This is a genomic window from Algoriphagus pacificus, from assembly GCF_017254845.1.
GTDB lineage: Bacteria > Bacteroidota > Bacteroidia > Cytophagales > Cyclobacteriaceae > Algoriphagus > Algoriphagus pacificus.
The window spans coordinates 968,710-987,451 of record NZ_JAFKCU010000001.1; the positions used below are offsets into that span (position 1 = coordinate 968,710).

General features: G+C 40.4%; 9 protein-coding genes. All 9 read right to left on the reverse strand.

Translation table 11 applies throughout. The features are described 5' to 3' along the window. Window positions 1–61 precede the first annotated feature (61 nt). Window positions 62–787 (reverse strand): DUF6090 family protein, encoded by a 726-nt coding sequence (locus tag J0A69_RS04115; protein ID WP_206585236.1) that lies wholly within the window; start codon window positions 785–787, stop codon window positions 62–64. 96 nt (window positions 788–883) lie between these two features. Then, window positions 884–1,615 carry a hypothetical protein gene (locus J0A69_RS04120; RefSeq protein ID WP_206585237.1) on the reverse strand — a complete coding sequence of 244 codons (732 nt, stop codon included), beginning with the start codon at window positions 1,613–1,615 and terminating at the stop codon, window positions 884–886. Between the two features lie 388 nt (window positions 1,616–2,003). Further along, window positions 2,004–2,771, reverse strand: coding sequence for a DUF6090 family protein (locus J0A69_RS04125; RefSeq protein WP_206585238.1), 768 nt, complete (start codon window positions 2,769–2,771; stop codon window positions 2,004–2,006). Window positions 2,772–2,993: 222 nt separating this feature from the next. Continuing rightward, on the reverse strand, window positions 2,994–6,623 hold the full coding sequence (locus J0A69_RS04130) for an amidohydrolase family protein (RefSeq protein ID WP_206585239.1): 3,630 nt from the start codon (window positions 6,621–6,623) through the stop codon (window positions 2,994–2,996). A 142-nt stretch (window positions 6,624–6,765) separates the two neighbouring features. Further along, window positions 6,766–7,806 (reverse strand): response regulator, encoded by a 1,041-nt coding sequence (locus J0A69_RS04135; RefSeq protein WP_206585240.1) that lies wholly within the window; start codon window positions 7,804–7,806, stop codon window positions 6,766–6,768. Further along, window positions 7,803–8,198, reverse strand: coding sequence for a response regulator (locus J0A69_RS04140; RefSeq protein WP_206585241.1), 396 nt, complete (start codon window positions 8,196–8,198; stop codon window positions 7,803–7,805). The genes J0A69_RS04135 and J0A69_RS04140 overlap by 4 nt, the downstream gene beginning before the upstream one ends. A gap of 74 nt (window positions 8,199–8,272) precedes the next feature. Next, the gene (locus J0A69_RS04145) at window positions 8,273–12,001 is read right to left on the reverse strand and encodes a two-component regulator propeller domain-containing protein (protein ID WP_206585242.1); all 3,729 of its coding nucleotides are present in this window, start codon (window positions 11,999–12,001) and stop codon (window positions 8,273–8,275) included. Window positions 12,002–12,453: 452 nt separating this feature from the next. Then, window positions 12,454–13,836 (reverse strand): sensor histidine kinase, encoded by a 1,383-nt coding sequence (locus J0A69_RS04150; protein ID WP_206585243.1) that lies wholly within the window; start codon window positions 13,834–13,836, stop codon window positions 12,454–12,456. A gap of 161 nt (window positions 13,837–13,997) precedes the next feature. Next, a complete protein-coding gene (locus J0A69_RS04155; protein ID WP_206585244.1) occupies window positions 13,998–18,740 on the reverse strand; it encodes an ATP-binding protein in 4,743 nt (1,580 codons plus the stop codon). Window positions 18,741–18,742: the final 2 nt, after the last annotated feature.

The following is an 18,742-nucleotide window of genomic DNA, read 5'->3' on the forward strand; positions in this document are numbered from 1 at the left end:
AAGAAAAGCCTAGATGCACCCGATTGATATCGTGGTCTCCGTTTAGAGGGTCAGACTTTCGTTATTTTTCTATTTCAGATTTCATCATCTTATTTAGGTTCTTGAGGAAGAATAATAACTCATTCTCTTCTTCCAAACCTTCTTCTCTAACGGCTATCATAAATGTGTTCCACCAAATAAATTCTGGGTTTCGAAAAGTTTCTTTCGATTTAAAATTAAGGCTTTCAAAGTCAGTTACTTCTCTCTTTGAAGCTATAACCGGCCAGTAAAAATTATTTCTCATATCACCAATTTCTTCTGTGGATTCATTGGCGTCGACGATAGATTCTTGTACGGAAGATAACATGTACCTGATCTCTTTATTTTGAATTAAGTCCATTTTCCCCGAATTTATTATTGAATTTAGTATCCCTAATTTGGGGTCATAAGTCCAATTATAGTTCATTGTATTTAGGACAGAAATCAAATATTCCTCTGTTTCTTTTTCTAGCCTTACCGGGTCTTGTATTAAATTTCTAATTTCTATGGCGGCATCTAGAGACTTTTGGTGTTCGGCTATAATTTTTTCTAAAGATGAAATATTGCCTTCAAGTTCCATGTTCAAATCTTGTAAAATGATTTGTTCAGAGTTTGCATTAACTCTTTTTGTATTCCAATTATTAACCTGCAGCGCAATCAAAATTCCAATAACAACTAGTATTATTTCACCAATCGCATAAATCAAATATTTACTAAACTTGTTTTCAGTCAGCATTTTCTGCCTAATCTTTCTAAAGAATTTTATCATTGTTTTTTTGCATTTCCATATAAAGCACATTTCAGGTATAAACCCAAGTCCGACTTGTTTTTTGTTCCTTTCCGCATTACGAAGTAGGATAAGTAATTAGGCAATAATAAATGCTTCTAAGAAAGTTTGGATACTTTTTGATCGCCCGATTGGTTCAAGAAAACAGTTGAACAAGTTCACAGCAATAGCTAAATAGGTGGTGGGATGCTTCATTTTTCCATACTTAAGAGCAGCGCCAACTATCATTAGAAGAATCAGCCCTTGTCCAAAATAAAATGGAATCATTATATCGACATTCGGCCAATTCTCTATGTTTATACCCACATAAATGCTTTGAAGTCCTCTAGCGACAGCCGGTTCTATTATGATAAATACTGTTGAAATCAACCACCAAGCATGATTCTCTAAATTCTTTTGATGAATTATACTCATGATTACTGCATACCCAAATGATATGATCATCACAATTTCTAAAACTGCAACTCCATAAAAAAACCAAGGTTCGAAAGGTCCAAATGCGTCACGCCTCTCCATGGACATAATAGCGCGATCCATATCCCTTCCCATCATGCTCAACGCAGTCAAGCAAACACCACCTGCTAGAAACATTCCAATAATACCATTGGTGCGATGCTTTTCCAATTGCCCGTGTGTAGCAAAGTATGGCTGTATGATCAAATAGAAATACCAAATAGTACCTGTCCAATAATGAATATGCACAGACCATGCATTCTCTAAAAAGTCACCCCAATAATCTTTAAATATGCCAAGTTGCATGACTACAAAGGGAATCAGCATCCACTTATGCAAAGATTTGTATTGATTCATAAAGGGTTAATTTTAATGGGTTAAAATGTTACATAATACCTTAAAAAACCCAAGATCGACTACTCAATTGCGAAGCTATCCGCCTTGTCTCCAGGGGTATAGAATGTAAAGTAAGGATTTCGGGTTGGACTTCCTTAGGTATTTTGGATGGTTCGGAATTTATTTTCCAGCTAAAGCAAAAAATCCCCCAGATCGCTCTGAGGGAATTTCAAATTTCTAGAAATGGAAAAGCATAGATGCAATAGATAGTTTTCATGATAAACGCATAGAGGAGCTTAACTTCGATTTCACCACAGATTTCATTCTTCCCACAAAGGAAATCAAGACCTTTGATGTGTCTTATTTATTGCATACTTGCACAATGAATTATAACCAATTTGTTCTCTCGTTATTTTAACTTCTTTATTTCATTTTCTATTTGATCGGAAATTTGCTGATAGAAATCATTTGATTGATTGGTCACATTCTCAATAAACCAAAAATTCTGGTTTTTTAGTGTCTTTAAAAAATACCTAAACTCTGAATCTTTTTTTAGCTGCTCATAGTCATTTGGGATCATTTCACTTTGTGGATTATCGATTCTACCCGACCACATTTGATCAAAATGTTTACTAAATATTGTTCTTGAAGCGTTATCTATATTATCCGCATATCGTTTAGTGAAATTGGTCGCCAAATTTTCGGCATATCGATAGTAGCTAATGATATCAGACCTTAATTCTTCATTTGATATTAGATTTAGATCTTTAGCTTTTAAAGCTTCATAAGTTGAAAAGTCATATGACAGCCCCCAATCAACAGCTATATTTGCAAAATGGTATTTTAAAGAATCTCTATAGGGGAGGTCGTTTTCCATGTATGCAATCAAGTAATCCATAGATTTTCTTGCCTTATCGTATACTTCCGTACTTCTAGAACGATAGATAGAATCTGCATAAAGACTTTCTTTAAAATCTAATAATATTTTTAACTCTTGAGTTTTTAGTTTCCTGTTTTCATTCCAATTATTAATCTGTACCGCTATTAAAATACCAATAACAACAAGAAATATTTCCCCAATAGCATATTTCAGATATTTGCCTATCGGCCAGGCAGGCTTTCCAGATTTGTTTTCCACAAGTAAGTTTTGTCTAATCTTTCTAAAGAATTTTATCATTGATTATTTGGATTTCCTCTCGAGGCGCAAATCAGGAATAAACCCAAGTCCTACTACTCAATTGCGAAGCTATCCGCCTTGTCTATAGGGGTATAGAATGTAAAGTAAGGATTTCGGGTTGGACTTCCTTGGCGATTTAGGATCGTTTTAGTTTTATTTCCTCCTAAAGCAAAAAAAATCCCCCAGATTGCTCTGAGGGATTTCTATTAGTTCTAGAGTTTCTTACTTCAAACTGGTATTCGGAACCGGAGCCACTTTAGTCCAAGGACTTACATCCATCTTTCTAGGAGTTGGATAAACTTCATCCAAGGTATTGCCATCGTAGATTCTTCCGTTCTTCACCACATGGGAAATGCTATTGGTGTTTCGGATATTCTCCAATGGATTGCTATCCATAATCACCAAATCGGCAAGTTTGCCCACTTCGATACTTCCCAGTTCTTTGTCCAATCCCAAAGCTTCAGCTCCTGAGATCGTTGCTACTTTCAGCGCATCGTGTGCTTCCATGCCTCCGCTGGCAACAGACCAAAGTTCCCAGTGATAGCCTAATCCTTGTAACTGACCATGGGAACCTACACCTGCTAAACCACCTTGCTCGAAGATGGATTTGATGCCTTCTGCATGCTTCATAAATACATGGTCTTCCGGAGCAAACCAGCCACCTAATCCACCGGCTCTTCTTCTTGCCTTGGCATTCAGTTCCTCATAGGGAGTGAAGCGATTCAGCTTCGGATCATGAAGCGGGCTTTCGGTAGTGTAATAATAGTTCTCAGCCCAAGGTCCACCATAAGCTACCAATAGGGTAGGAGTAACCGCCATTTTGCTTTCTGCAATGGTTTTGGTCACATCCTGATACAATGGATGAATAGGAATAGAATGCTCATGTCCTGGATAGCCATCGATCAGTTGGGTCATGTTTAGTTTGAAATCCAAACCGCCCTCAGTCGTAGGCATGAGTTCCTGCTCTTTGGCAGCCATAATCACCCACTGTCTATGCTGACGGTTCCCTACCAGATACATTTTGATGTATTGGGTATTGTAATACTTGCTGTATTGCTTCAGTACATTTTTGGTCTGATCAAGTGACTTCAGATTATACATCCAATAGCCCACACCCGGGCCAGTGCTATAAACTCTTGGTCCCGGTACCATCCCAGCTTCCACCATATCTCCATAAGTCAACACGTCGGTAGTAGCTGTCTGCGGATCACGGGTAGTGGTCACTCCATAAGCTAGATTGGCTGCATAAATCCAAACCGAGTTTTTATGCAATCCCCAAGTTGGCCACATGTGCGCATGGGTATCAATAAAGCCAGGGGTAATAGTCTTGCCGGACATGTCCATGACTTTTGCATTTCCGGCATTCAAAGTACCTGCAGCACCCACAGCTTTGATTCGGTTATTTTCGATCAGGATATCTCCACGTTCGATGATTTCATCCCCTTTCATGGTGACGATTCGGGCATTGCTTAGCAAGACGGTTCCTTTCGGAATGTCTTTGGTATAGTAAACCGAAACCTGTTTTTCTACCGGTTTGTAGCTTTCTTTTTCTTTTAGCTCGGCTTTGTAAATGCTATCTGCTTTTGCTTTTTCTTTGTCATTTTTCAGCAATTCTGCCAATGCTTCTTTTTTGGCTTTGGCTACAGAATCGGCAGCTTTCACCGCTTCAGGTCCCAAAGCTTTCAAGGCAGCAACAGAATCCGCATCTGCCATCATTTTTGCTTTCTTGGCAGTCTTCACAGAATCCTCAATAAATACTGCTCTGTCTACATCATAGACCCAGTGACCATTGCCCAAAGACCAGTGAACTTTCTTGCCATCGGCTTCCCAAGCTGGCCATTCTCCTCCGATTTCGGTGAGTTGGCGGGAAGGGAAATTACTTGATTCTGGATTGCCCACGTTGATGCTTGGAGTCTTCCCAACTTTTGGGATTTGCACCACATAGATGTTGTTATTCACCTGAGCTACTGCCAAATCTCCTTCCGGAGCCATCAAAATGGTGCTGGCACTACTTGGTCTCATCTGTGGTTCCTGTGCGCTCGCGCCTTCAGGAAGCATGCAATAATTGACCGCGTCTGCATTGGATCTAGGCATGCCCATGACATAGCGAACATCCGTAGCTTCTGCTGGATTGGTGGTATGGCCGTGATCATCATGTGATTCTGCTACAGATCCAAAAGGAGTAATTCCTGTTATTTTTGCATATTCTTTTTCATCCGTCCCATCCCATCTTACACTTAGCAGTGTTCCGCCCGGACCATTCAAGAAAACACGGGAAGTGTCTTTGGTAAAATGAACGTTACCATGATTTCCTGCTTCCATGATTTTTCTGAATTCCCCGCCTGCCGCTGGTATCCATACCAATTCAGCTTCTGAACCATTGATTCCTGGTCCTTCTGCATCTTTCATCACTTGGTTGGAAGCTTTGAAGACTGCAATTCTATTATTTGGTCCCCAAGCAGGTTGCATGTATAGAGCGCTCTCATTGGTCAATTGGGTGACAGATCCTCTATTTCCCAGATTGGCCTTATAGAGTTTGCCTCCTTCGGTTTCATCCCAGCCTACAAAGGCCAGCTGGGTTCCATCTGGACTCCAGGTTGGCATTGCCTCGGTGAAATCGTTGTTGGTGATTCTTTTAGGTTCTCCATCCGGATAATCCATCACATACAATCTATTCAAAGCTGTAAAAGCCAGTTTTTTTCCATCTGGAGAAGGGACTGCATCACGGATTTGAGTTACTCTGGCAGCGGTGGTGTCTTTGATTTCATAGTTGAAATACAGGCGTGGACCCATGGCAAGATTGACATCTACTTCGAAAGGAATCTCAGTCGGAGCTCCTCCATCGATTGCGATTTTCCAGATTTTTCCTCCATAGGAAGCAATTACATTTTTACTATCTGGAGTGAATGCCATTGCTGGCAAAACCCCCTGAGGCGCGATAGATTCTTGCTCATCCCGTTGTACAGGGTAGGCTAGCCATTTTTCCTCCCCAGACTCGAGGTTTCTAAGAACCAAACCGGTTTTCTCTTCCCATCGGGAGCCATAAACCATCCATTTTCCATCATTACTCAAAGTTGGCGTAAAAGCCGAACCATAACGGGAGGTGATGCTGTTTAGCTCTCCTTTTTCAAAATCGTATGTTCCGATTTGATACTGAGGGAGCAAAGCATTGTAATTCCAAGCTCCACTTCTTTGGGAGAAGTATACCTTTTTGCCATCAGGGCTGACAAAAGGATCGATGGTTTTGATGCTGCTTGGGTTTTCATTTAGTTGAATACCGCCGCCGCCGTCTTTGTGGTACATCCAAAGTTTGGCGATTCTTCGACCTTTGCTGACCACAATGTATTCGGAATCTGGTGTCCAGTCTGCTCCTGGCACATCTCCGTTTTTATCCTTGGTGATCTGTACTGTGTCTTTTTTGACCATGTCGATATACCAAAGATTGTCGCTTCCTGCTCTGTCTGAAGTAAAGAGGATTTTCTCTCCATCAGGCGAATAACGAGGATGCGTTTCATAGGCCATTCCGGTTGTGATAGGAGTTGCTTTTCCACCTTCGATCGGAATGGTGTAAATATCTCCCAAAAGGTCAAAGGCCAGGGTTTTTCCATCAGGGCTTACATCCACGCTCATCCAAGTACCTTGTTTGGTATTGAATTTAATTTCGCGTTCAGCTTTAAGAGGAAGGTCTTTGAATTTTGGAGTAACGATGGAGTCTTTTTTGGTACTATCCACTTGGGAAAGAACTTGCCTCTCCATTGGCAAAAGTTCTTTGGGTCGATCGGGAACCAGTGCTGCAAAACTGACAGTAGCTCCCAAGGCAACCAAAAGTGCTGGTTGGGTAATTTTTTTCATAAAGTTTTTATTTGGATGAATAAGCTACAGTATTTTCTTCGAAAATATCTTAAAAAATTGCTCCTAGGGTTAAAATAGCACGTTTACGAACAATTTTTTCAATTGTTCTTCTTGGGAAGGGTGGAGGTTTTTCTTTGACTTTTTAGGAAATCACTTCGTAAACGGTGACCGGCTTGGCTTTATTTTTCAAAATCATCTCACCGATTTTCACATGCTCAAAATCATTGGCTACGTTCTCCTGATACTTTTCCAAGATTAAGATTTGTCCTGGATTGGCTTTGGATTGAAGCCTTGAAGCCACGTTGACCGTGTCACCGATGACTGTATAGTCCAGTCTTTTCAATGAAATGGAGCCGATATTTCCAGATACCATTTCTCCTGCATTGATTCCGATAGAAACTTTGGGCTGGAAGCCAGACTTTTCTGAAAAGACAGGCATTGCATTCATTTTATCTCGGATGGCAATACTCGCTCTCAAAGCTCTTTGTTGGTAATTTTCACCTTTGAATACAGCCATGACCGCATCCCCGATGAATTTGTCAATTATACCTTGCTCAGCGATGATTTCTCTGACCATCATATCGAAATAGGCATTTAATTGACCAACAACCACATTGGGTTCTTCGGTTTCGGAAATTGCCGTGAATCCACATAAATCAATAAATGCCACGGCTGCTTCCATGGTTTCATTTTCAATCATGCCACTCTCTATTTCCCTTCCACCCATAAAGTTCAAAACAGTTTCATCCACATACATTTTGAGGATGTTGTTTTCCTTCATGGTCTTCAGAGTCTCCTTAATCTGATTGATATAGGTGATTGTTTTCTCAATAGTAATCTCCAGATCCTGAAAATCCACAGGTTTGGTGATGAAATCAAATGCGCCCAGATTCATAGCTGTACGGATATTTTCCATGTCTCCGTAGGCAGAAATGATCACAGTCTTCATCAAGGAGTTTTGTTCTTTTACCTTGGATAAAAGTGTCAAACCATCCATTTCAGGCATGTTGATATCACTAAGAATCATATCGATGTTCTTAGATTCTTCCATCACCTCCAATGCTTTTTTTCCATTGAGGGCAAAGTGGAATTCGTATTCTTCTGCTCGAATCTTCTTTCTAAACTTTTGTCTGATAAGAACCTCTAGATCAGCCTCATCATCTACAACCAATATTCTGATCATGGCTTATTCGATTTATGTTTATTCATCAACGCAGCAATTTCATTTTTCAGGTACTCAAAATCGATGGGTTTGGTGAAAAACTCTTTCGCTCCTGAATCTATCGCTTTTTCGTAATTTTCGCTATCACCATAGGCGGAAATCATACTTACATTTATCTGAGGGAACCTTTCTTTGATTCTTTTGAGAAGTTCCAAACCCGTCATTCCGGGCATATTGATATCAGAAAATACATAGACAACCTGTGGAGGATTGTCCTGTCCCAAAAAATCAAGTGCTTCCTGACCCGAAAAAGCAAAATTTAAGGTCATAGCCCCGCTTCTGATTTCTTTTCTGAATTTTTGACGAAAAAGTATTTCTACATCCGTTTCATCATCTACAATTAAAATATTCATTTCTATTTAATTAAGTTAAAATAATGATGATTGAGGTACTTTAATAATTTATTCTCTGGTATTTATCAATCTATTCAATTTTCATCTTTGCTTGATTCCTCAAAAGGGATGTAAATCGTGAAAGCTGTTCCATGATTTTCCCCTGTTTCACTTTTTACCCGTAAATCACCTCCATGAGATTTGACAATGTCATAGCTCAAAGAAAGTCCGAGTCCAGTGCCTTTTCCAGTCGGTTTAGTGGTAAAGAATGGTTGATAAATCTTATGTATGATTTCCTTCGGAATTCCCGCCCCGTTGTCTTCGACGGTGATTTCAAAACCACCCAAAACTTTCTTGGTAGAGATTTTAACAGTCGGCATATAGCTCTCATCGTTAAGCTCTTTTGCTTTCTCATTGACTGAATAGAATCCGTTATTGACCATATTTAGAAGCACTCTTCCAATATCCTGTTGAATCACCTCAACTGTGCCAATACTAGTGTCAAAGTCAGTTTTAAAATCTGAATTGAAAGTTTTGTCTTTTGCCTTGATACCATGGTAGCTCAGGCGAAGGCATTCATCTGCCAAAGCATTGATGTCTGTTGGTTCTTTTTTACCCGTACCAACTCTACTGTGCTGAAGCATGGCTTTAACAATCGCATCTGCGCGTTTTCCATGCAGATTGATCCTTCCAAGATTGTCTTTGATATCTTCAGCAATGGCTTTAGTTTCTTCCAGATCTCCATTTTCCAATTCTTCCAACATTTCCTCCATCAACTCATTGCTGACATCAGAGAAATTGTTTACAAAATTCAAAGGATTCTGGATTTCATGTGCAATACCAGCTGTCAGCTCACCAAGGGAAGCCATTTTTTCTGCCTGGATCAACTGAGACTGTGTTTCTTTTAAATGCTCATGAGAAGCTTCCAACTTAGCATAGGCTTTTTCGATTTCCCGGGCATGGGCAAGTTCGCGTTCTTCTGCTTTTTTCTTTTCAGCTTTGAGGACCTGATTTTTTTGGTATTTGGAAATCGGGTAAATCAACGATAAGAACACCATTCCATAAATGACATATGCCCACCAGCTTCGGTACCAAGGGGGCAATACGGTAAACTTATAGCTCAACGGCTCAGTCCAGGCACCGGCACCTTCCAAAGCTGGCCCTGTATACCTTGCCATCACTAGGAATGTGTAAGTTCCCTCTTGAATATTACCAAAGGTGGCACTGGATTTTTTGAGGATTGGGCTCCATTCCTGATCGTAGCCTTCCAACATGTAGCGGTATTCAATCAAATAAGGTTTGGATACCTCATTTGTTGCAAAATCGATGTTTAGATGGTTGTTTTTATAGGGTAATACCAAATCGATTGGAATCGGATGAAAAGAGGAAATGCTATCAAATCTGATTTCATCAAATCTCAAGCGCATGGCTTCTCTTTCTTTTTGGCTCAAAGTTCTGCCAAAGGTGCTTACTTCCTCCGTAATCTGAGGTGCAGTAATTGCCTCGCTTTCCGGATTTGCAGCTGCCTGGGCTAATAAATTCCAGGATAGTGCTTCTTCATTGATCCGCACCTGCTTTATTTCAACTGCTGGAAGCTCTTCATTTTTAAGAAGGGAAGAGTAATTAAAGCGCGTCAAAGCAGTTTTATTACTACCTGTCCCTGCCCAAAGGATTCCCTTGCTGTCCAAAAACATTCCGTTTTGTCCATCAGTAAGATCCTTTACCGGGTAGCCTGTCTGGGAATTGAACAACTCTAGATTTTTGAGTTCGAGAAATGCTTCTCCTTCTTTAGGGCCATCAAAAAGAGCGATTCCCAAATTTGTTCCTACAGCAATCTTACCCTGTGGCATGGGTACAATTTGGAGGATCACATCGTTGGGTAAGCCTTCGGCCGAAGTGAATGTTTGGAATAGATTTTCTGAAAAATCAAAAGCAGGATCAAAGAGTTTGGACACACGATCAGCACTTAGGAAATTCAATCCATGCTCTGTTCCAATCCAGATATTTCCTTGCTTATCCTGTACCAATCGGATGACGCTGTTATCTACCAAGCCTTGGTTAACTGTGATATTGGTAAGAGAATTTCCGTCTAAAACGGAGATCCCACCATCTGCAGCTCCAAACCAAATTCTTCCGGCTTGATCCTCCAGCATACTGAGGACAACATAACCAGCTAGACCTTGATCTGAAGTAAAATTGGTAAAGGAAGTTCCATCAAATTTGCTGACTCCACCTCCATCAGTTCCCGCCCAGAGGTTGCCTTTGGAATCTTCCAAAATACTGTAAACTTCTATCGCGGTAAGTCCTTGGTCAGTGGAATAATTAGTAAAACTATTACCGTCGAAAAGACTTAATCCTCCATCTCCACCGATCCAGATTTGACCGGATTTGTTCTCCAAAATACTATAGACAATGTCAGAGGCTAAACCTTGGGTGGCGGAATAATTGGTGAAGCTTTTACCATCAAACTTACTGATACCACCACTGGCTGTTCCAAACCAAAGATTTCTATTTTGATCTTCTGTGATACTCAAGACTATATTTGCGGCCAGTCCCTGAGTAGTAGTATAAGTGGTAAATCCCTTGCCGTCGTAGCGACTGATTCCTCCTCCGTCTGTTCCAAACCAAAGTTTCCCTGCCCGATCTTCCGTAATGCTAATCACATTGTTTCCAGCCAATCCCTGTCTGTTAGTGTAGCTAGTAAATGTACTTCCATCGAATCGGCTGATTCCCCCTCCGGTAGTTGCAAACCACATGTTCCCCTCTTTGTCTTCAGCAATGTTTCGTACCAAATTGCTAGCTAGTCCATCTTCAATGGTGTAATTGGTAAATGTCCTGCCGTTAAAGCTACTTACACCATCCCCAACAGTACCAAACCAAAGCAAATCTTTGCTGTCTTTGTAAATGATTCTTACTCGGTCACCAGGAAGACCATCTTCTGTATTGAGGGTGGTGAATTTGCTTCCGTCGTATCGGCTGACACCATTTCCATAAGTGCCAAACCAAAGATTACCTTCTTTGTCTTCTTCGATACTGATAATTAAATCTCCTGCCAGACCATCGGCTGAGGTATAGGTTGTAAAAGTTTTTCCATCATACTTACTGACACCTGCTCCATTGGTTCCAAACCAGATATTGCCTTGGGAATCCTCTTTAATGATAAAAATGATGTCATCAGGAAGGCCATTGCTCGTGTTGTAATTTGTAAAGCTTTTTCCATCAAATTTACTTGCCCCACCACCTACGGTACCAAACCAGAGGTTGCCATTTCTATCCTCAATAATGGATCGGAGGTTATTTGCTGCCAAACCCTGAGCCGTGGAGTAATTGGTAAATCCGGTACCATCATAGTGACTCACGCCACCCCCTGAAGTACCAAACCATAAATGCCCTCTGCTATCCATAAAAGAGCAGCTGATAGCGTCAATTGCGAGCCCATTATCAGAAGTATAAGTTGTGAATTGGGCAATCCCGCCTTCACCTAGGATAAATGAGTTTTGATTTTCTCCTTCAACGATATTCCCTTCTTCATCTCTAAGGACCAAAAGCGGAGAGTATACCGGAGGCTCCAATGGAATTCTTTCAGCTGCACTATAATAGCTCGAGGAATTTTCTCTTTGGGATGGGAAACTAACACGTTGTGGAGGAACAACTTCAGCTAAGTTGATCATTTCTGGAGCAAGAGAATCGGGGAGCTGAGAAAGGTTGGTTATTTCCGGCTTTGATATAGCAATCTGGATCTCAGAAGCAGGTTTAATGGTGCTTTCTGAGCAAGAAGCCAGTGTAATTATTAAAAATATAAAAGCGAAAAAATTTACTTTCATCTTGATATTTAAATGGGCTAGGCAAAGCTTCAATCACTTTGGTACTAGCTAATTTTTTTATGTTTCATCCAAAAGGAATGTCTGCAAAACTCCTAAGAATACTCAGGAAGTAGTGATGGTCAGGTTAATGCCAGAGCTTTGAACAATTTTTTCTCGATTTAAAAATTTGGATTATTCTAAGCTTTTAGAGTTCGTTTTGGGCTTTCTGGAGGAATTAATGTTAGTTCATTCACTCCTTTTAGATATTCTTTTTATTAAATAATCACTTATTCCTGTTTGGTTTTTTAATCTACATCATATTACGCGATTTTCCATGGCTGAGATTGAATAGAATTTTAACTAAAGTATTCAAAATCAAGAGATATGAACAAAGTAAAAATAGGTTCAAGGCTCTAAAAATGAATTTCAAACAAAAAATTCCTTTTAAGCATCAAACAAAATGTCTCTTTAAATCATTCCTGAATAGGGAGGAAAATCGAGAAACTGGAACCTTCTCCTGGCTCTGATTCTATCTTAAGTTCACCACCATGCGCATTGACAATATCATAGCTCAGACTAAGTCCTAATCCAGTACCAGCTCCAGTTGGTTTGGTCGTAAAGAAGGGTTGGAAAATTTTATCTTTGATATGATCTGGAATCCCATGACCATTGTCCTGCACCACAATCAGTGCTTCACTCAATCCTGATTTATTCTGGCTGACCGAGGTAGTAACCGTTACTACAGGCTGAAATGCTTCTTGCGCTTCTTTAGCTTTTTCTTTGGCCTTTTCATTGACTGCATAAAACGCATTATTGATCAGATTTAATAAGACTCTTCCTATATCCTGCGGAATGACAGGGATTTTGGGAAGCTCAGGATCCAGATTCAATTTAAAATCCGCATTGAATGATTTGTCTTTGGCTCTCAAACCATGGTAGGAAAGCCTGATATATTCATCAGCCAAAGCATTAATGTCTGTCAACACTTTCTCCCCGGAATTGCTTCTACTGTGCTCCAGCATACCTTTTACGATGGCATCAGCACGCTTTCCATGATGGTTGATTTTCAACAAATTATCCTTTAGGTCTGCAAGAATTTCAGAGACCAGTTTTTCATCTCTTTCATCTCCGGTTTTTGCTCTTTCTTCCTCCACCTCGTCAATTAATTCCGAACTTACTTCAGAGAAATTATTTACAAAATTCAGAGGGTTTTGGATCTCGTGTGCGATTCCCGCTGTCAATTCTCCAAGCGAGGCCATTTTCTCTGCATGAATCAATTGGGATTGAGTAGATTTTAATTCGTTCAGGGTTTTGAGCAATTCCTCTTTTTGGGCAGTAATTTCTGCAGTCCTTTCCGCTACTTGAATTTCCAGAGCGTCTTTAAGTTTCTCAGATTGTTTGAATTGTAATTCCTGTTGGGCGGCTTTTATCCGCTCCATTTCCAGTGCTTTCCTTTGTTTTCTATTGATAAAATACTGGGCAAAAAGCCAGATCCAGGCAAATAAAGCTGCTGTATCGAACCAAGTTTCATAAGAATTATAAAATTCGGTGCTGATCAGCTTGGTGACATCCTGTACAAAATACACCACGACAATAGGCAAGAAGGCATTGACATATACCTTGATTGGGCTAAACTCCTGTCTGTTAAAAGCTGCATAGACAATTGCGAAATTGACTACATGTGCAAACCAACGCAAGAAAACATCAGGTGCATCTAAGGTTAGCTCTATGATAAAAAGGATCAATGCCGCAATGAAACCTTTGAAAAAAAGGTCTACCCATTGAGGGTAAAGATTTTTTGTTTGCTCATGTTTTTGAAGGTACCGAAAAGCAAATACCAGAAGTAGAAAATCCATTGTCGAATAGACCTAATGTTAAAAGTGATGAGATCCTAATAGGCAAAATAACAATAATTTCTGTTCTCTCTGTCACAGGATGGTTTTCATTTCCTATAATCAAATTTCCCAAATTCAATTTTGAAATGAAGAGATCTGGTTTTAGTCAAGAAAGTCATCACTTATTTTGGGTCTAGTGGTAAAGTGATGATCATCTCAGTCCCAGTACCCACAGAGCTATTTACTTTCAATTCTCCCCCATGGGCTTTGATGATGTCATGGGTAATAGAGAGCCCTAAACCAGTGCCTTCGGTTCCTTTTTTGGTGGTGAAAAATGGCTGCAGGATCTTTCCGAGAATTTCTTCAGGTATCCCTGGTCCATTATCTTCAATACTTAAAGCTACTTTGTCTTTTAGCTTGGAAGTTTTCACGGTAAGTTTTGGAGTGTATCTACCCGATTCTGAGGACTTTAATTTTTCCCGCATCGCATCAAAAGCATTGTTGGATAGATTTAAAATCACTCTGGAAAAATCCTCGCTGATTAATGAGATTTCACCAACTTCGGGACCCAATTGAAATTCTATTTCCACATTTATTGGAGATTTTCCTGCCCGCATGCCATGGAAGGAAAGGTTCACAAATTCCTTCACTAGTGGATTGAAGGCCTTTTCTTCTCGATTATTACCAGATGCCCTGCTGTGTTGTAGCATGGATTTTACGATGCCGTCAGCTCGGGTTCCATGCTCGTGAACTTTTGCCAGATTGCTTTTTACATCTTCTAGGATAGCAATGATCTCTTCTTTGGTATCGGAGGATTCCAGATTTTCTAATTCTTCAAAAACCTCTTCGATTAGTTCTCTGCTGAGGTCGGAGAAGTTATTGACAAAGTTCAGTGGGTTTTTGATCTCATGAGCGATCCCGGCAGTCAGTTGCCCAAGGCTTGCTAATTTCTCTTGCTGTACAAGTTGCTCCTGAGCGGCTTTCAATTCTGTAAGCGCTTTTTCAGCACGGGCTTTCGCTTTTTTAAGTCGCTTTAAATCTTCTTTTGCTTGCGAGAGATCTTTAAATCTTGAATAGGCTAAAGAAAAAACCAATGCTGCCCGATGTAAAAGATCCCAACTTTCGCTGGAAATTTCTCCTGGTGTAGCTGCTCCAATTGCTCCATTCGAAAATTTAGTCAAATGATACGTGCGTTCCGGGATTTTAGTACCGTAATAGCCATCAAGTTTCGGAGATTGGTTTGCACAGTAATTGATCCATTCAACTCGGTTTTCTCCCTTCATTAGAATGGAAGTTTTGGTCTGATCACTAGTATAAAAATCCAGCATTTGTCTCCCCACCCAAGTTTCATTGTAATTGAGGTTAAAATGATCAGCCAAATAGGTTTTTTTGCCATCTCGAATGTCTTTGATCGAATACCAGCATTCTGCTTCTCCGGCGGATTTGTTGATATAGATGGAGCTGGTTTCCAACTCTTCTACACCCAATAAACCCATTTCCTCTCGCATTACCTGAGCTACTTCTATGAGCTCTTCCGGTTCCTGCATGGCCATAGCTCGAGCCCTGACCCGTTCAAGTGCAAGTTCAATTTTTGCTTTTCTAGTCTGCTTTTCAGAGGTAAGTAAATCTTCAAAACGTCTATATGCCAAGTCAAACACACTGGCAAATCGGACCAAAGTAGCCAAAGATTCTTCAGGGGGATTTGGAACCTGACCTGGCAAACTGAATCCAATTTCACCATGAGTAGTTCGTGCTATCACAAAGGTCAGACCCCCAATTGACAAAATATCTTCTTCCGAAGGAGCGTGGGGATCCGCCAAATGATACTTGCCATAGGTGTTCATTTTATCGATATAATCCCAGGCCTCAGGCCCATTCAAATCCAAAGCAATGATGGGAGAGTCACTCTTTTCCCAGGCAGCTAGTCGGGGGATTTCATCATGTACAAACTTGGGTACCGAGATGATCATCCCCACTCTATCACCCTCTTCTGAAGTCATTGACATTTCATAGCTTTCAGGGGTCCATTTCATATGCCAAAAATAGTCTGCTTCATGTCCAAGAAGAACGAATTCCTTTCGCATGGATACTACTATATCAAAGAGTTCATCCGAATGGCTCATGGCAGTCACCTGTGCCCGAATGCGTTGGAGAGATAATTCCAATTTAGCTTCCTTGGCCTGAGCTTCAGCTTTGCTTAGGTCAAGGAATCGTGTGTAGGTCAGGTCAAAAACCTGGGCAAAGCGCTTAAAAATTTCCTCTTCCTCGCAAGGGACTTCCTTGATTATCACCAGGTACCCAGTCTTGAAATATGCCGCATGTAGGCGTTGCCATTTTGGACGTGGAATGCCTGATGCTTCCATTTCCTCAAATATTTGTGCTGCAATTGGGATTTTCATGAGCCAATCATAGTGCTCCTGAAGCTTCTTGTTTTCTAGGGTGACAGTTCTATAAGCTTCCCCCTTTTCCCAACCTTCATAGAGATTTTCATGGGCAAAGTCTCCCACATTCGGTAGAGAAAATGGTTGAATCAATCCATTATCTAAACTCAACCACCACTCATCTTCTTGCCTGTTTTTTTCACATAGTACAAATCCGCAAGTCCAAAGATTATCGACCAGTGCGTTCAGCTCTCTAAATAAAACTGTAGCTACTTCACCCAACTCTTCGGCTTTTTGCATTCCCATGGTTCGCGAACGTACTCGCTCTAAAGCTGCTTCGATGCGAGCTTCCTTCGCCTGTTCTTCTGCTTTTAGAAGGTCTATAAAGCGGGTGTAGGTCTGATCGAAAACTTTTGCGAAGCGCATAAATATATCATGAGCTTGGACATAGGGTTCAAGCGTAATGAAAAGTAGATTACCATGAGAAAAATTAAATACATGGTGAATTTGTCTTTCTGGCATTGGGTTTCCGGCAGCAATTGATATTTCAAAGGCCTTGTCTAAGAGAGGAAAGGATCTTAAATAATTGAAATAGGATTGCATCTCCTCACCCTTGAAATCTTTTAGAACAAAGCTTTTTTTATTTTTCCAATGCTTGTATTGTTCCTGATGCCATTCATTTTCTGAAATAGGCATTCTAAAAGGAGGGTTCATAGAGCCATCTGCATTGCACATCCACGAAATCAACTCATCCTTCTCCTCATCCCAAATAGTGAATCTACTGCTGTAGGTGTTCACTCCTAAATCATGCAATTGCTGAAAAAGTAAAGAAGATGCTTCCGCCAGTTCTTTGCTCTCTTGCATCGCCATAGTACGTGCCCTTACTCGCTCCAAAGCAAGTTGGATTTCTGATTCCCTAGCTTGTGCTTCTGCTTTTTGGAGATCGAGGAAGCGGCGATAAACTAAGCCAAAAACCTTTGCAAATCGAAGTCCTATACTCAATTCACTTTGCAAAAGCTTTCTCCTAGAAATGACATTAACGGAACCTTCGGCAAAAAAGAAACCATAATAAAATTCTCGTTCAGGAAATTCTTCTGGGGTGGGTACATTTAAACTAGTGGAGGCAATTTTGTAATATTCTATTAGCTCTTTGCCAACCATTTCAGCAAAAAAGTAGTCTTCGCCATTTCTGGCTGCCGCTATATAATTTCTGTAAAAATAATGTTGTCCTCCCTTTGCCGATCCCAAGATTTTGGTTTCAGATTTCCCATCTTTTTCAGCCACTAGCCAAAGTTCTGCTTCATCCTTTTCAGTATCTATTAAGGCAAGTCCTCCGCGCACAGAATCAATGCCCAATTTATTTAGCTCCTGAAATACAACTAGTGCAGTGTCCCCGATTTCTGAGCTGGAATGCATGCTCATAGATCTGGATCTTACTCTCTCCAAAGCAAGTTGGATTTCTGATTCCCTAGTTTGTGCCTCAGCTTTTTGGAGATCTAGAAAACGGGTATAAGCCTGCTCGAAAACCTTACCGAAGCGCTCAAGAATATCTAAATCCTGCTCGGAAATGTAATTTTCACTGACTGTTTGAAGGCCACTATATTTAAAAAATGTAAAGCCGGCTACATAGCGTTCAAGAGCTTTATTGGCATCTTGGACATGCTTTGGAAAACGGCTGAATTCTGTCTTTGAGTAGAGGTATTCATCATAGATTTTTTTCTCTTCTCCTTCTATGGTGTAAACAAATCGCTTTTTCTGAGCCTTCCAAGCATCCCACATCGCATCATGAAATGGATAATCTTCAAACTTCATGTAATAGGACTCCGGGTCTTTTCCCGTTTCCGGATTGGCCGCCCAGACCGTGTTACTCATATCTTCCTCATCAATCAGATTGATGATACAAAAGGTAAGTGTGAATTCCAGATTAGTAAACTCTTGAAGAAGCGTGTCCACAACAGATGATAATTCTGAGGAATGATGCATAGCCAGGCTTTGGGCTCTCACCCGTTCCAGCGCACTTTCGATTTCCAGCTCTCTATTTTTATTCAGTAGGTCTGCTGTTTTTTCTGATACTAGTTTTTCCAGTTCCTCGGCCTTCTTTTTATAATTTTCAATCCCCCAGGTATCCTTATCACTTTCAACTGGTTCGGGTTTGGAGCCATGCCAATGAATGACCTTCCATTGATTATTGCTATAGTTCAATACGGAAGAAAATCGAAAATACATTTCAATTGATTCTTCTTCATTTTGGATTGTTAAATATAAATCCTCAGCAAAAACCACTGTGTTTTCATCCGCTGAGGTGTATTGACCCATCGGCACAGTCCGCCAGGAAACTTGAAGTCCAGTACTTTGATTTTTTTGATTTTCCAGAAGTTTCTTAAACTCCTTCAAGCTTTGAACCTTTTCATCTATGGCAGTTCCAAACCCAACAATATTTTCATCAACTATTTTTTCTAATAGGCTGGGGTTTTCACCACTTATGCCCACATTCATAAATTCCTGATACGTATCGATGAGCAACTTATTTTTATCTCTTTCCATTT